The organism is Streptosporangium sp. NPDC001681, from assembly GCF_040298085.1.
Lineage (GTDB): Bacteria > Actinomycetota > Actinomycetes > Streptosporangiales > Streptosporangiaceae > Streptosporangium.
Genome location: NZ_JBEOZN010000021.1, coordinates 1 through 14,983 on the forward strand (window position 1 = coordinate 1; position 14,983 = coordinate 14,983).

Annotated in this window: 15 protein-coding genes; 5 read left to right on the forward strand and 10 right to left on the reverse strand. The window is 70.5% G+C overall.

The window, feature by feature from the left end; genetic code table 11:
* Positions 1 to 188: 188 nt before the first annotated feature.
* Entirely contained in the window at positions 189 to 542 is a 354-nt protein-coding gene (locus ABT130_RS12545) for a HesB/IscA family protein (protein ID WP_030910261.1), read from the reverse strand.
* 210 nt (positions 543 to 752) lie between these two features.
* Here ABT130_RS12545 and nadA point away from each other — a divergent pair, with 210 nt between their 5' ends.
* On the forward strand, positions 753 to 1,907 hold the full coding sequence (nadA, locus tag ABT130_RS12550) for a quinolinate synthase NadA (RefSeq protein WP_350955245.1): 1,155 nt from the start codon (positions 753 to 755) through the stop codon (positions 1,905 to 1,907).
* Positions 1,908 to 2,011: 104 nt separating this feature from the next.
* Here the strand turns inward: nadA and ABT130_RS12555 are convergent, their stop codons facing one another.
* The 7 genes from ABT130_RS12555 to ABT130_RS12585 all read right to left on the reverse strand — a co-directional run bounded on the left by ABT130_RS12555 (position 2,012) and on the right by ABT130_RS12585 (position 8,879).
* Complete coding sequence (locus tag ABT130_RS12555; RefSeq protein WP_350955247.1) at positions 2,012 to 2,725, reverse strand: SIMPL domain-containing protein; 714 nt, start codon at positions 2,723 to 2,725, stop codon at positions 2,012 to 2,014.
* Positions 2,726 to 2,825: 100 nt separating this feature from the next.
* Complete coding sequence (locus tag ABT130_RS12560; RefSeq protein WP_350955249.1) at positions 2,826 to 3,578, reverse strand: maleylpyruvate isomerase family mycothiol-dependent enzyme; 753 nt, start codon at positions 3,576 to 3,578, stop codon at positions 2,826 to 2,828.
* Position 3,579: 1 nt separating this feature from the next.
* The gene (locus tag ABT130_RS12565) at positions 3,580 to 6,018 is read right to left on the reverse strand and encodes a serine/threonine protein kinase (RefSeq protein ID WP_350955252.1); all 2,439 of its coding nucleotides are present in this window, start codon (positions 6,016 to 6,018) and stop codon (positions 3,580 to 3,582) included.
* Between the two features lie 214 nt (positions 6,019 to 6,232).
* Positions 6,233 to 6,808, reverse strand: coding sequence for a PspA-associated protein PspAB (gene pspAB / locus ABT130_RS12570; RefSeq protein ID WP_350955254.1), 576 nt, complete (start codon positions 6,806 to 6,808; stop codon positions 6,233 to 6,235).
* A 62-nt stretch (positions 6,809 to 6,870) separates the two neighbouring features.
* Positions 6,871 to 7,773 (reverse strand): zinc metalloprotease HtpX, encoded by a 903-nt coding sequence (htpX, locus tag ABT130_RS12575; RefSeq protein WP_350955256.1) that lies wholly within the window; start codon positions 7,771 to 7,773, stop codon positions 6,871 to 6,873.
* Between the two features lie 9 nt (positions 7,774 to 7,782).
* Positions 7,783 to 8,061, reverse strand: coding sequence for a PspA-associated protein PspAA (pspAA, locus tag ABT130_RS12580; RefSeq protein WP_343982922.1), 279 nt, complete (start codon positions 8,059 to 8,061; stop codon positions 7,783 to 7,785).
* On the reverse strand, positions 8,058 to 8,879 hold the full coding sequence (locus ABT130_RS12585) for a PspA/IM30 family protein (RefSeq protein ID WP_350955258.1): 822 nt from the start codon (positions 8,877 to 8,879) through the stop codon (positions 8,058 to 8,060). Before ABT130_RS12585 ends, pspAA begins: the two co-directional genes overlap by 4 nt.
* A 147-nt stretch (positions 8,880 to 9,026) precedes the next feature.
* On the opposite strand from ABT130_RS12585, the gene ABT130_RS12590 reads away from it, so the two are divergent.
* Positions 9,027 to 9,635 (forward strand): DUF3043 domain-containing protein, encoded by a 609-nt coding sequence (locus ABT130_RS12590; RefSeq protein ID WP_350955260.1) that lies wholly within the window; start codon positions 9,027 to 9,029, stop codon positions 9,633 to 9,635.
* Between the two features lie 163 nt (positions 9,636 to 9,798).
* Here the strand turns inward: ABT130_RS12590 and ABT130_RS12595 are convergent, their stop codons facing one another.
* Positions 9,799 to 11,082 carry an SMI1/KNR4 family protein gene (locus ABT130_RS12595; RefSeq protein ID WP_350955262.1) on the reverse strand — a complete coding sequence of 428 codons (1,284 nt, stop codon included), beginning with the start codon at positions 11,080 to 11,082 and terminating at the stop codon, positions 9,799 to 9,801.
* 44 nt (positions 11,083 to 11,126) lie between these two features.
* On the opposite strand from ABT130_RS12595, the gene ABT130_RS12600 reads away from it, so the two are divergent.
* A complete protein-coding gene (locus ABT130_RS12600; protein ID WP_350955264.1) occupies positions 11,127 to 12,125 on the forward strand; it encodes an aldo/keto reductase family protein in 999 nt (332 codons plus the stop codon).
* Between the two features lie 144 nt (positions 12,126 to 12,269).
* On the opposite strand, the gene ABT130_RS12605 is transcribed toward ABT130_RS12600, so the two are convergent.
* Positions 12,270 to 12,476 carry a hypothetical protein gene (locus tag ABT130_RS12605; RefSeq protein WP_030910294.1) on the reverse strand — a complete coding sequence of 69 codons (207 nt, stop codon included), beginning with the start codon at positions 12,474 to 12,476 and terminating at the stop codon, positions 12,270 to 12,272.
* A 209-nt stretch (positions 12,477 to 12,685) separates the two neighbouring features.
* Here ABT130_RS12605 and ABT130_RS12610 point away from each other — a divergent pair, with 209 nt between their 5' ends.
* Both ABT130_RS12610 and ABT130_RS12615 read left to right on the forward strand, forming a co-directional pair.
* Positions 12,686 to 13,717, forward strand: coding sequence for a bifunctional adenosylcobinamide kinase/adenosylcobinamide-phosphate guanylyltransferase (locus ABT130_RS12610; protein WP_350955266.1), 1,032 nt, complete (start codon positions 12,686 to 12,688; stop codon positions 13,715 to 13,717).
* Positions 13,718 to 13,968: 251 nt separating this feature from the next.
* The gene (locus ABT130_RS12615) at positions 13,969 to 14,922 is read left to right on the forward strand and encodes an adenosylcobinamide-GDP ribazoletransferase (protein WP_350955268.1); all 954 of its coding nucleotides are present in this window, start codon (positions 13,969 to 13,971) and stop codon (positions 14,920 to 14,922) included.
* Positions 14,923 to 14,983 lie beyond the last annotated feature (61 nt).

Genomic DNA, 14,983 nt, shown 5'->3' on the forward strand with positions numbered 1-14,983 from the left:
CTGGAAAGAGAATCAAGCCATGAGTGCGGCGCCCCCCCCCGGCGGGGCCCGGCCGCCCCCCCCCCCCGGCGGCCGCGGCCGCCCCCCCCCCGCGAGACGCCGGGGCGGCGCGCGCGCCCGCGCCCCCCACCCCCCCCCCCCGCGGGGCCTTCGGTGTCTCGTCCGGTCTCGTCCGGTCGAGCGAGCTCCTAGTTGAACGAGTCTCCGCAGGCGCACGAACCCGTGGCGTTCGGGTTGTCGATCGTGAAGCCCTGCTTCTCGATCGTGTCGACGAAGTCGACGGTGGCACCCACGAGGTAGGGCGCGCTCATCCGGTCGGTGACCACGCTCACGCCGTCGAAGTCGGAGACGACGTCACCGTCCATCGAACGGTCGTCGAAGAAGAGCTGGTAGCGCAGGCCGGAACAGCCACCGGGCTGCACGGCCACGCGCAGCTGGAGGCCCTCCTCGCCCTGCTGCTCCAGCAGGCTCTTGACCTTCGCGGCGGCCGCGGAACTGAGGATCAGGCCCTGCGCCGTGGTCTCGCTGCTCTCAACCGACATGTGGTGACTCCCGCGTCTGCGTCAGCCGCTCCCCGGGAACGGCTGTCTGTTTCTGACGTCCTTCTTAGACGCTACCAACACCCGTCCCCCCTTACACATTCCTGAGACGACGCACGCCTCCTCCTTCGGACAAAACTCCCTCCCACGGAATAAAGCCCCAAGAGCGTGTGTCATCATTAGTCGTCACTTCGACGATAAGGGGGTGTGGCCATGACGACCACCGAGATCGGGCTTCCGCTCTTCGTCCTGGGCAGGGGCGTGGACCCGCACAGCGAGCGCGGTGTCGACTGTCCCGGCGAGCTACCGGCCGCGTCCGACCCGGCGCTGGTGGAACGCGCCAGGAAGGCGAAGGCGGCGCTCGGCGACAAGGTCTTCGTACTGGGCCACCACTACCAGCGTGACGAGGTCATCCAGTTCGCCGACGTGACCGGCGACTCGTTCAAGCTCGCCAAGGAGGCCGCGGCCCGGCCCGACGCCGAGTACATCGTCTTCTGCGGCGTGCACTTCATGGCCGAGTCCGCCGACATCCTCACCTCCGACTCCCAGAAGGTGGTGCTGCCCGACCTCGCCGCCGGGTGCTCGATGGCCGACATGGCCACCTTCGACCAGGTCGAGGAGTGCTGGGAGGTGCTCCAGGACGCCGGGATCGCCGGTCGCACCGTGCCCGTCACCTACATGAACTCCAGCGCCGACATCAAGGCCTTCTGCGGACGCAACGGCGGCACCGTCTGCACCTCCTCCAACGCCAGGCGCGCCCTGGAGTGGGCCTTCTCCCGCGGGGAGAAGGTGCTCTTCCTCCCCGACCAGCACCTGGGCCGCAACACCGCGGTGCTGGAGATGGGCCTGTCACTGGACGAGTGCGTCGTCTACAACCCGCACCGGCCGAACGGCGGCCTGACCGCCGAGCAGCTCGCGGGCGCCAAGATGATCCTCTGGAAGGGGCACTGCTCGGTGCACGGCCGCTTCAGCGCCGAGTGCGTGGACGACGTCCGCGCGCGCATCCCCGGCGTCAACGTGCTGGTCCACCCCGAGTGCAGGCACGAGGTCGTCACCAAGGCCGATCATGTCGGTTCGACCGAGTACATCATCAAGAAGATCGAGGCGGCTCCCGCCGGGTCCTCCTGGGCGGTGGGCACCGAGCTGAACCTGGTCAAGCGGCTCGGCGCCATGTTCCCCGACAAGGACGTGACGTTCCTGGACCGGACCGTCTGCTACTGCTCGACAATGAACCGGATCGACCTGCCGCATCTGGTGTGGGCGCTGGAGTCGCTCGCCGCCGGCCAGGTCGTCAACCAGATCACCGTGGACGACGACACCGCCCACTGGGCTCGGGTCGCCCTGGACAGGATGCTGGCGCTGCCCTGACCACGAGGTGGACGGGCCCCGGTGGGTGGTGACCCGCCGGGGCCCGTCGTGTGCCGGGAACCTGTCGCGTACCCGGGATCGGGGGAGCACCGCGTGAGCGGGGCCTAATCCAGCTCGTAGACCACCCTGACGCTGACCGACACGTCCTGGCGGCCGGGGCTGATCGACGCCTTGTCCGCGATCGCGCCGGCGGCGAAGAACGGCCGCGGCGGGGTGACGTTCTCCTCGCTGATCTCCAGCGCACGGCCGAGCCTGCGCCCCGCGAGCCTGGCGTACTGCGCGGCGCGGGTCCTGGCGTCCCTGAAGGCGGCCTCGCGCGCCAGCCTGAGCGGCGCGCGGTTGTCGGAGACCTCGAAGGAGACGCTGTCCAGCCGGACCGCCTCGCCGACCGCGACCGCCGCGTCGATCACGTCGTCCGCGGTGTCCAGGTCCCGCACCACCGCCTCGACCCCCTGCGCGGCCCGGTAACCGGAGATCGTGGGGTAGTCCTTGTACTGGGGGCCCAGGGACAGCTCGTTGGTCCGCAGGTCCTTGGCCGCGATACCGGCCGCCAGCAGCGCCTTCGTCAGCGCGGCGGCGGCGACGCGGGCGGCGGTGAACGCCTCTCCCGCGGTGGAACGGACCACCTCGACACCGGCGTCCAGTTTCATGACGTCGGGGGTGACCGACAGACGTCCCTCGCCCACGATCGTGATCTGTGGCCGGTCGTCCTCCCGTACCGTCGCCGTGGAGGGTGCGGAGTCCGCGAGCGCCGTGCCACCGAACAGGCCCACGGAGACGAGTGCGGCCGAGACCACTGCCTGAGACATCTTGATCATAGGGGCATGGCACCACGGGGCGGCGGCCTCGGCGGCGAGCCCTCCTGGGGATCTGCCGTGTCTTGGCCCAATCCCGGGACGGGTATTTATCTTCCGCCGGTCAGATCCGGGCGAGCTCCCGCCACCAGCCCAGCAGCCCCGCGTCGCCCTCGACGGCGTAGTCGTCGACGCTGCGCCGCCCCCATACGACCTGGAGCAGGTCCGCCGACGTGGCCGCGCGCACGGTCACGCTCCCCGGCTGCAGGGACCGCCGGTGGTGGAAGCGGTCGGGGTCGAGGGTGATCACCCACCCGGCTCCGGTGTCGGCCTGCAGGGAGATCGTCTCGCCCCCGCCCCTCAGCTCGGCCACCCCCGGATTCCACAGCGCGTACGGCAGGACATCGAGGAACTCCTCGACTCCGTCGGCCGCCACGTCCTCGTCGACCGAGACCGGAACGCCCAGCGCGAGCTCGGCGTCCATCCGGTGCACCAGGGTCTCGTGGAGCATGCGCCTGGACCAGAACCGCACCCGCTGATCCCCGCCCCAGGCCCACATCGGCGCCTGCGGATCCTGCGACAGCAGCGCCTCGGACAGCAGGGTGGCCCCCGCACCGAGCCAGGCGGGGTAACCGCTCGCGTCGGCCGGCAGGCCCATGTCCATCCCGCGGCGGTCGTAGCGCCGCTCGGCCAGGTCGGCGACCATGGTGGCCACCCACCGGTGTATGCCACCGGTGTGGGTGACGAGCCTGGCCAAGTCCCAGCCAGGACAGGTCAGCACGGGAACGGACATGTCGCGCTTCCTCAGGACATCGGCCATCCGGGCGACCTCCGCGGTGGCCGCCGAGACATGCTCGGCGTGAGTCCATTCCCTCATGTCAGCCCTCCCGGGTGAAACGCATGAACTGCTTCTCGTACTCCTTGGCATTGGTGGTGGTGGCCAGCACCCGCTGCGACCGCCCCTCGAAGTCGAACACCACGGCCTCGTAGCCGGAACCCTTGCGCCGCCAGCCCGCGATGTGCTCGTCGTCGTACCAGCCGATGAGCCGCTCGGTCTCGAACGGGATCCGGACCTTCGCCGGGGCGTCGGAGGCGGTGGACCAGACGCAGATCTCCTTCTTGCTCTCCTTGCAGTACGTGAGCAGTGACGATCCCGACGGGGAGATGTCGTCGTTCTCGACGGTGATCGGGGTTCCCACGTCCAGCAGGGTCTGCAGCACGGTGCCCTGCAGGTCGTAGAAGCGGATGCGCTGGGTCTTGCCGGTGAGCGCCCAGGTGCCGACGGCGCGGCCGTCACCCCGCCAGAAGTAGCTCCACTGGCCCGCGTCCTTCTCCTTCACCCGGACGATCCTGGCCTTCTTCGTGGCGACATCGATGATCGCGAAGCCGTACTCCTTGCTGGTGTTGTCCACGGCCTCGTACAGCGTCACCAGGCCACGTTTGCCGTCCGGCGACCACTGCGGCAGCGTCGGGTAGACCGGCGCCTTGGTGATCCTGATCTTGCTCGCCGCGCCGGTGCTCTGGTCGATGACCGACACGATCGAGTAGTTCTGCGCGTCGTAGATCCGGTCGGTACCCAGCGCCTGGGTGCCCGCGGCGTTGAGCGTGTAATGGAAGTACTTGTCGTTCTTGGCGAACCGGTTGGTCCCGTACTTCCTGACGTAGAGGGTCTTCTCCCAGTCGAGGCTGTAGGAACTCAGCTTGATCGGGTCCTGGGGGCTCTCATGGAGCGTGATCGAACTACCGGGCAGCTTGATCCTGCTGGTCGTCTGCGGCACCGTCGACGTGTTGGGGGGCGGGGTCGCGGCGGAGGTGGGGGGGCTCGTCTCCTTCGTACCGCCGGTCTGCGGGCTGTCGCTCTGGGTGACGCCCGCCTGGGGGTCGCCCGGCGTCTCGGTGCTGCCGCCGCGTACCGCCAGCACGACGCCCCCGGCCACGAGGGCGGTGGCCAGCAGGCCGCCCACGACCGCGAACCACACCCCGCGCCCGCTCCTGGCGGGAGCGGGCTGTCCCGGATATCCAGGTGATCCGGGGTTCTGGTACGGGGCGCCGTCATGGGAGGGATGGGGCGCGGGACCGCCGTAGGGCTGTGGACCCGGAGGCCCCTGATATCCCTGCTGCGGGTATCCCGGCCCCTGCTGCGGATACTGGGCGTAGCCGTGGGACTCGGACGGCTGCGTGTAGCCGTGGGACGCGGACGGCTGGGTGTGGCCACGGGGTTCGGAGTGCTGGAGGTAGCCCACCGGGCCGCCCTGCGGGCCCTGCGCGGGGTATCCCCCTCCGGGACCCCCGTGCTGGAGATACGGCTGCGGCTCCGGGTGATGGGGATAGCCCTGCTGCGCGCGGTCGTCGCCTCCCGGATGCCGCTGCACGTACGCGGTGGGGACGGGCTCGCTCCCGGCGGGGTAGCCGCCGGGGCCGGGGCCGGTCCGCTGCGCCGCGGCCGCCGAACCCTCGGCGAGGATGCCGCGGGGCGCGGTGGGCGGTGCGGCGCCGGTCGGCCCGCCCGCGTGGCCGAGCAGCCGCAGCAGCGCCTCGCCCGCCGTGGGCCGCTGGGTGGCGTCCTTGGACAGGCACTGCCCGACCAGGTCGCGCAGCGCCGGATCGGTGATCGCCCCCAGATCGGGTTCCAGGTTCATGATCCGGTTGAAGATCGCAGGCAGGCTGTCCGTACCGAACGGCGGCTGCCCGGTGGCCGCGAAGACCATCGTGCAGCCCCAGGCGAACATGTCGGCGGGAGAGCCCGCGTTCTCTCCCGCCAGCTGCTCGGGGGTCATGTAGGAGGGGGTGCCGATCGCCATCGCGGTCAGCGTGGAGGTGCGGTCGAGCGCCTTGGCGATACCGAAATCGATCACTCGGGGGCCGTCGGGGGCCAGCAGCACGTTGGAGGGCTTGAAATCGCGATGGACGATTCCCGCCTGGTGGATCGCGACGAGCGCGGTGACCGTGCCGATCGCCAGGCGGTGCAGGGCCGCGCCATGCCGGGGGCCCTCGGTGGCCAGGACCGCGTCGAGCGTCGGGCCGTCGATGTACTCGCTGACGATGTACGGGCGATGCTGGTCGACCCCGGTGTCGATCACCGCAGCGGTGCAGAAGGGAGCGACCCGCTGGGTCGTGCTGACCTCACGGACGAAACGCTCCATCGCCTCCTCGTCCTGCGCGAGGTCGGCACGGAGCAGCTTGACCGCGACACGGGCACCGGTCGGGGAGACTCCCAGGTAGACCGTTCCCTGACCACCCTCGCCGAGCCGGGCGGTGAGCCGGTACTCCCGCACGTGCTCGGGATCCCCGGGCCGCAAGGACGCGAGGTCCGCCATGGTCACACCCTTCTTCCGTGATGAACTTCCGGACCCATTGTGGGGGCAAAGGGTCACAGGACGTGCATCAAACCGCAAGTCGGACGGACCTCGATAGCGCGTTCCAGACGGCCTTTCAGCATCCCCGGAAGGGGCGGAACGCCTTGCCCGAGAGCCGGAGACGATCTTGGGGAGGAACGGACCGGACAGGGCCCCGACCGGCCGGCGGAACGGCTCAGAGGCCGGGCGCGCCCCAGAGGGGGAACCAGCGGCCGAGATCCGGCTCGATCTCCAGCTCACCGCCGATCGCACCGCGTACCTGCAGCTCCAGCGCGTTGTCCCGGCGCCCCGCCTGTCCGGGCAGCGGGGCGAACGGGTAGAAGGTGCCCTGCTTGTAGAGGTAGACCATGGCGAGCCCGCGGCCGTCGGGGGCGGCGAAGGAGACCAGTGAACAGAGCAGCGAGGGGCCGAAACCCGCCGCCTCAAGGGAGGAGTTGACCGCGTGCAGGTCGGTGACCAGATCGCCGAGCAGGTCGGGCGTGCGGCGGACCAGCAGCCATGTGTAGCCGTAGGAGTCCTTCGACACCTCCACCGGAGGGCCGCCTCCGGCGTCCAGCAACTGGGTGATGTCGCGCTCGAGCGCGGCGAACGCCCCGCCCTCGGCCGAGCGGAAGCAGACCGCCCCCAGCCCGGTCGGCGCCAGATCGGTGGCCGCCTGCAGGGTCACCGCGGCCGAGGGCAGCGCGAACAGCGCGTCCAGGTCGGCCTTGGCCGGTTTACCTCGGCCCAGCAGAGCATCCCACCAGCGCATCCGGTCTCTTCCCCTTCACCGCTTCCACAGAACGGCGCTCCCGCCGCCCACCGGTAGTCCTGTCACCCGCCCTGCCCGAGCTGGGCGGAGATCCTGCCGAGCTGGTCAAGGCGCTGCTCCAGCGGCGGGTGGGTCGCCAGCAGCGCGCTCAGGCTCGCCTTGCCGGACAGAGCCGGCGCGAAGAAGAAGGCGTTGAACGGCTCAGCCTCGCGCAGGTCCCTCGTCGGGATGCGCGCCATCTCGCCACTGATCTTGACGAGGGCGCTGGACAGGGCCGACGGGCGCTGGGTGAGCAGCGCTCCCGCGCGGTCGGCGGCCAGCTCCCGGTAGCGCGACAGGGCCCGGGTGAGCAGGAAACTGACCGCGTACACCAGGACCGAGACGAGCATGATGATCAGGCCGATCGGCAGTCCGCCCCGGTCGTCGCGCCCGCGTCCCAGGCCGCTGTAGAGCGCGACCCTGGTCATGAGCCCGGCGACTATGCCGAGGAAGGACGCGATCGTCATGACCGCGACGTCCCGATGCGCCACGTGGGACATCTCGTGGGCCAGCACGCCCTCCAGCTCACCGGCGTCGAGCCGGCGCAGCAACCCCGTGGTCACGCAGACCACGGAGTTCTTCTGGTTGCGGCCGGTGGCGAACGCGTTCGGAACATCCGAATCGGCGATCGCCACCCGCGGCTTGGGCATGTCGGCCAGAGCGCACAACCGGTCGATCATGCCGTGCAGCTCCGGCGCCTCCTGCGGGGAAACGACACGTCCGTGCATCGCGAACAGCGCGATGCGATCGGACATGAAGTACTGCACGAGGAGCATGACGCCGGCGATCAGCAGTACCGCGACCGCACGGACGCCCAACGCGATCAGTACGGCCACGAAGACGACATAGAGCAATCCGAGCAGGAACATGGTGATCACCATGCGCCTGGTCAGGCCCCGGTCCGGGGCGAACCGGGTTTGTACCATATGCCCAGGCTATCCGGGAATCAGGCCCTCGTTGCCGAGCATCTCCCGAACTTCTTCCATGGAAGCGTCAGCCGGGGGCAAAATCAGCTCCGAGGACTCCAGGCTGTCGTCGGGCAGCGCCTTGCCGACATGGCGGACCTTGTCCAGCAGGGCGTGCAACCGGGTACGGAAGACCTCTTCCTCACCCGCCTCGATGGCGGCCTCCAGCTCGGCGTCCAGGGTGTTGAGCACGTCGAGATCGGCGGGGGCGATGTCGATCTGCCCCTCCCCCATGATGCGGACGATCACAGGCCCTCCCCAGGCTGGCGCAGCTGCTGCGTCTGATTGGACTGCGGGTGTTGCTGCGGCTGCTGCTGCGGCTGCTGCTGGCCGGAACCGGACGTGATCGCGCCCTGGGGCCCGGTGCCCTGGCCGAGCTCGGCCTTCATCCGGGCGATCTCCAGCTCCACGTCGTGGCCGCCGCCCATGCGGTCGAGCTCGGCCTGGATGTCGTCGCCACGCTGCCCGCTGAAGTCGTCGAGCGCGCCGCTGGCCAGCAGCTCGTCGATGGCACCCGCGCGGGCCTGCATGGAGGCCGTCTTGTCCTCGGCGCGCTGGATCGCCAGACCGACGTCGCCCATCTCCTCGGAGATGCCGGAGAAGGCCTCGTTGATCCGCGTCTGCGCCTCGGCCGCGGTGTAGGTCGCCTTGATCGTCTCCTTCCTGGTACGGAAGGAGTCGACCTTGGCCTGCAGCCGGTGGGAGGCCGTGGTGAGCTTCTCCTCCTCGGCCTGCAGGTTGTCGTGCTGCACGCGAAGGTCCGCGATCTGGGTCTGCAGGCTGCCGCGGCGGGTCAGCGCCTCGCGGGCCAGGTCCTCGCGACCGACCCCGAGCGCCTTGCGGCCCTGCTCCTCAAGCTTGCGCGCCTGCGCCTCGATCTGGTTGATCTGAAGCTCCACGCGCTTGCGCGAGGTGGCGACATCCGCCACGCCCCGGCGTACCTTCTGCAACAACTCCAGCTGGCGCTGATATGAGTAGTCCAGGGTTTCGCGAGGATCTTCCATCTTGTCCAACGCGTTGTTCGCCTTGGACCTGAAGATCAGCGAAAGTCTCTTCATCACGCTCATGCGCGTCGGCCGTCCCCTTCTTCAAGTGCGCTTCGGGTCACCCCAAGTGATTCCAGCCCCCCGAAAAGCACCGGAGCCACCATAGGGTTCACCCTACGCATAACGCGCGGGGGCGTCACTAAGTTGCACTCCCGGTAGGCTGACGTTGTGTTCCGACGTACCCAGACCACCGCGGACGACTCCCCCGCCTCCGCTAACGATCCTAAGCCTGCGGGCAAGGGGCGTCCCACACCCAAGCGACGGGACGCCGAAGGCCGTCGCCGGCAGCCGGTGAACGCCCCCAACAACCGTAAAGAGGCCTACAAGCAGCTCCGCGAGCGCCAGGCGAACGACCGCGCCAAGGCGCGCGAGGGGATGCTACGCGGCGACGAACGCTACTACCCCGCCCGCGACAAGGGGCCTGTCAGGAAGTTCGCGCGCGACTGGGTCGACTCCCGCCGCGTCGTGAGCCAGTACTTCCTGCCGTTCTCCCTGCTGATCCTGCTGCTCACCTGGATCCCCTTCCCGACCGACGTCCGCGGTTACGTCTACGTCGCGGTGATCACGATCGGCTGGCCGATCATGATGGTCGGCGTGCTGCTCACCTCGATCTGGGTGTCCTGGAAGGTGAAGAAGCTCGCCGCCGAGAAGTTCCCCGGCGAGAGCCTCAAGGGTGTCGGCTTCTACGCCGCCATGCGCGCGCTGCAGATCCGCAAGCTGCGCTTCCCCCCGCCCACCGTCCTGCCCGGCGGCAGGCCGGTCCCGCCGAAGAAGTAGTTCGCGGCACATCGGCTTTCGAACCCCGTTCCTCTCCCGGAGGGACGGGGTTCTTCGTGTCCCGCCCCGGCGGCGGGGAGTCGCTGCCCGTGCTCGCGGGCGAGAGCGACACTCATGCCCTCCCTCCCGAAGCCGGGATCGGCGACGCCCCGGCCTGCCGTGATCACGACTCGACGACGTCCCAGTCCAGCTCGCCGTCGGTCACCACCGGCTTCCAGTGACCGACGGATCCGCCGGTCTCCAGGGCGTTCGCGGTCGCCTTCAGCAGACCGTAGTACGAGCGGATCCGGATGCCGCCAGGGGTGAAGCTCATCTGGCCCTCGTGATCGGTACGCCCGACGTCGCGCGCCACGGAGTCGATCACCAGGTGGTCGCCGCTTCCGTTGGCGCCGAACGGGATCATCCGCCCGTCCCACCATTCCGCCCGCGAGCCGATGCCGGTCGCGCCGATGTCCTCCCCGTCCGTCCCGCAGAGCCGCCGCCAGGTGTCGCGGATCCCGCGAACCCCCTGGTTCCGGCTACCGATGAAGCCGAACGGCCAGGTGTCGCCCACGACGCGGGCCCCGTCGTGCCGTAGCAGGGAGGCACGCAGGTCGTCGGGGAAACGCAGGCCCATCTGCGCCTCGGCGATGGCGATCGTACGGGCCCTGGCGGGCCTGCCCAGCGTGCGAAGGCTCTCGGGGGCGTTGGCCGCCAGCCACCTCTCGATGCGGCGCCACTGGTGGTTCACCGCCCGGGTCACCCCGGGGTCGATCGCCCGTACCCTCGGGCCCCTCACCTGCGGCCGGCAGTCCGCGTCGGGAACCGCCGCGGGGGACTCGTCCGGCGGCGGGACGGGGTCGGCCGCGACGGAGTCCGGAACGACCACGACGTCGACCAGGCACGGACCGGTGGCCCGGATCATCTGCCCCTCCTCCGCCGAGTAGCGGATCTCCGGCTCCAGCGCCTGCCCCGTCCTCGGCCCGCATCCGTCCTTCGCATCCGGCGGGCCCCACAGGGCGATTCCCTCGACGGCCCGCGTCCCCTCCGAGAAGACCGCGTTCTCCAGGACCTGGGTGCCGAAGGCGAGCAGGCACAGCCCGACCCCGACGGCGCCCCAGCGGACCAGGCGGCTCTTGACCGCCCCGTCCAGCGGCTCGCGCGGCGGCCTGGGCGCGAACGTCCGTTCAACGGCGGATCGGAAGGCGGAAGGGGGACCGGTGGCGTACCGCCCGAGGTCCTCCTCGGTGGGGACGCCGAGGAGCGGCGCGGGAGGCCAGCGCGGCGCGTGCCCGGTTCCGGAGGCCGTCTCCTTTGCCGGTGAGCCGATCGTCCCCTTGACCGGGGAGTCGTCCCGGGGGCCGTCCTCCGGTCTCCGCCACCGGCGGACGACCACCACGACGACCGCCGCCAGCGCCCCGGCGGCCAGCGCCAGCCATACCCTCCGCGAAGTGATCAACCGCAACACGCCCGGCAGGGTATCCCGAATCGGGCACCCACTAATGTCAGAGCATGGAATTCCGCCACCTTGGCCGGAGTGGTCTCATGGTCAGTGAGATCAGCTACGGCAACTGGATCACCCACGGTTCCCAGGTAGAAGAGGACGCCGCCAAGCAGTGCGTGCGGGCGGCGCTCGACGAGGGGATCACCACCTTCGACACCGCCGACGTGTACGCGGGCACCAAGGCGGAGGAGGTTCTCGGCCGCGCCCTCGCGGGCGTCCGCCGCGAGTCTCTGGAGATCTTCACCAAGGTCTACTGGCCGACCGGTCAGGGCCCCAACGACCGCGGCCTGTCGCGCAAGCACATCACCGAGTCCCTGCACGGCTCGCTACGCCGTCTGCAGACCGACTACGTCGACCTTTATCAGGCACACCGCTTCGACTACGAGACGCCGCTTGAGGAGACCCTCAAGACCTTCGACGACCTCGTACGCCAGGGCAAGGTCCTCTACATCGGCGTCAGCGAGTGGACCGCCGAGCAGATCGGCCGGGCCCTGAAGATCGCCGACAAGATGGGCTTCGACCGTCTGATCTCCAACCAGCCCCAGTACTCCATGCTGTGGCGGGTCATCGAGGCAGAGGTCGTGCCGCTGAGCGAGAAGGAGGGCATCGGCCAGATCGTCTTCTCTCCCATCGCCCAGGGCGTGCTCACCGGCAAGTACCTGCCGGGGCAGCCGCCCCCCGCCGGTTCCCGGGCCACCGACCCCACCGGAGGCAACTTCATCTCCCGGATGCTCAACGACGACGTGCTCACCCGCGTCCAGCGACTGGAGCCGATCGCCGCCGATCTCGGGCTGAGCATGGCCCAGCTCGCGGTGGCCTGGGTGCTGCAGAACCCGAACGTGTCCTCGGCCATCGTCGGCGCCAGCAGGCCCGAGCAGGTCCGCGACAACGTCAGGGCCTCCGGGGTGAGGCTGGACGCCGAGGTGCTCAAGAAGATCGACGACGTCCTCGGCCCGGTCGTCGAGCGCGACCCCGCCAAGACCGTCAGCCCCGAGCGGCGCCCCTAGAGCCTGTCCCGGCCACCACCGGACGGGGAGATCCCCTCGCCCCTTTTCACCGAGGGGCGAGGGACCGGTGCACCACTCGCCGTTCCTCAGTGATCGCCGGTTCGCGCCCGCCCGGTGATCCAGCGGGCCCGACGGGCTCTTCCCTCACTCCGGGCGCAGGGACATTCCCTCGTACTCGATCTTCTCGTCCTCAAGCAGGGTGACCTTCTCGACCCCCGCCTCCAGCAGCTCACGCCAGTTCTCACCGAGCCACGACTCGGCATCGGCCTGGCTCGGGAACGTGTCGGACGGCGCGACACCCTCGACTACCTCGCCGCCATTCGCGTTTTCATAACGCCAGCGCCACGTCATGCCATAGCTCCTTCTCACGGATCCTGCCAGTGCCGTTCGGCGGCTCAGCGAACCCTACCTCTCCAGGATGCCCCCGAGCGTGGAGGCAGGATCATGGTCTCGCGCCCCGTCGCCCGGCTGTTCCCTGGCCCCCCGTACGCTGCGGAGGTCATCCGCTTCCGCCGGAAGGTGGAGGCTCGCAACTCCTTGAACCCAATGGGAGGCCGGGTGTGAAGGTCCTGATCTCCGGTACCGCGGCTGCGGCGGGCTGGCCGGCCTCGGGCTGCGGGTGCGCCTCCTGCGCCCGGGTCGCCCCCGGCCGCCGCCCCACGTCCGTGCTGCTCGGCGACTCCGTGCGGCTGCCGCCCACCGGCCCGCTCCCGCCCGGCTACCGCGCCTCGCCCGGTCCGGACGGCCTCACCGTCACCACCCCCGGCGGCCGGCGCGTCCTTTACGCCCCCACCGCTCCCCCGTACGAGGAGCGAGAGCCCGCCGGTCCGGGAGAGGCGCTGGACCTGGTGTTGCTGGACGTGATCGACCGGCCGGAACGGCTGGGGGACCTACGCCGGCGGGGCCTGGTCGGCGAGCGAACGCACGTGCTGGCCGTCGACCTCGACCACCGGGTACCGACGGAGGCGGAGCTGGCCCGGCGGGCAGACCTGTGGGGGGTGCGCGCCGTACCGGATGGCACGGTCCTCGACATCGGCGAGCCCCCGCCGCCTCCGGCTCCCCCGCCCCGAAGGACCCTGTTGCTCGGCGGGACCCGGTCGGGCAAGTCCGTGGAGGCCGAACTGCGGCTGGCGGCCGAACCCGAGGTCCGGTATGTCGCGACCGGGCCGTCCGGCGACGGCGATCCCGAGTGGCTGCGCCGGGTCCGGGCACACCGTGACCGCAGGCCCGCCCACTGGGAGACCACCGAGACCACGGACCTGGCCGGACTGCTGCGGTCCGCCGGAACCCCGCTGCTGATCGACGGGCTCGGCACCTGGGTCGCCTCCGTCTTCGACGAGTGCGACGCCTGGTCGGGCGGGGACGACCTGGACGCGGTCACGGCCCGGTGCGACGAGTTGGTGGCGGCCTGGCGGCAGACCCGGGCCCGGGTCGTGGCGGTCTCCGACGAGGTCGGCCTCGGCGTGGTGCCCGCCACCGCCAGCGGCCGGATGTTCCGTGACGTCCTCGGCCGCCTGAACCAGCGCCTCGCCGCGGAGTCCGAGGACGTCACCCTCGTCGTCGCCGGCCGTCTCCTTCCCCTTCCCTCCTGAGCCTCCGCTCGACGAGGGAATCGGGGGCCGGCATCGGCCCCCGCTCCTCCCCCCTGAGCCCGCGTCCCCTGAAAGAACCCCGAGGATCCGGATCGAAGAACACCACCGCCGCTTCTCCCCCTGAGCCCGCGTTCCATGAGAGAACTCCAAGGGTCCGGATCGAAGAACACCACCGCCTCCCACTCCGCCCGGCCCTCACCATCTGGGAGCGCCCCGGGCATCCGGGAGAAGGAGGGCTATGATCTGCGGTCATGCCCGCGCCCCCGCCTCCCGACAGGTCGTCGACGTTCGCCGACGGGGTGCGTCTCGCGATCGGCACGCTGAGTGTGTTCCCGGTCCGGCCCGGGGTGGTCGACCGCCGGGCGGGGGGTGTCGCGATGGCGATGGCCCCGCTGGTGGGGGCGGCGCTCGGGGCCGTCGCGGGGCTGGTGCTGGCGATGGCGCTCTGGCTGGGTATGACGCCGCTTCCGGCATCGGTGCTGGCCGTGGCGGTCCTCGCACTGCTCACCAGGGGGCTGCACCTGGACGGGCTTGCCGATCTCGCCGACGGGCTGGGCAGCGGGAAGCCCGCCGAACGGGCACTGGAGATCATGAAACGGTCCGACATCGGCCCGTTCGGGGTGGCGACCCTGGTCTGCACCCTGCTACTCCAGGTGGCGGCCCTGTCGGAACTCACCTACACGGGGCTGGGCCCGATCGTCCTGGTCACCGCCTGCGCGGCCGGGCGGCTGGCCCTCACCTGGGCCTGCCGAGCGGGTGTCCCCCCGGCCCGGCCCGACGGGCTCGGCGCGATGGTCGCGGGCACCGTGCGACGGAGCGTCGCGGTGGGCATGACCGTGCTGGTGCTCGCGGGGTCGGCCGCGTTGCTCTTCCCGCGTGACGCCGGCGCCCTCGACCTCCGGTCGCCCTCTTCTCCGCTCCTCGGCCCTTATCAGGACGACCACGGGCTCACCTCGGGGATCGACTCGCTCTCCGGCTCCGGGGGAACCGCACTGGCCGGCCTCAGCGACCTTGTTCCCGGGCTGGGGAGCCTCTCCGCCTCCTGGGGGCTCCCGGCGGCCGTACTCCTCGGGTTGCTGGCGGCCTGGGTGGTGCGGCGCAGAGCGGTGCGCCGGCTCGGCGGCATCACCGGGGACGTGCTGGGAGCCCTGGTCGAGATCACCACCGTCACGGCACTGCTAGTGAGCACGGTACTCGTGAGCTGACCTTCCGGCCTCGTCCGGCCGTGCCAGATCCTGCGGACCTGCCTGATCCAGCGGGTTTGAC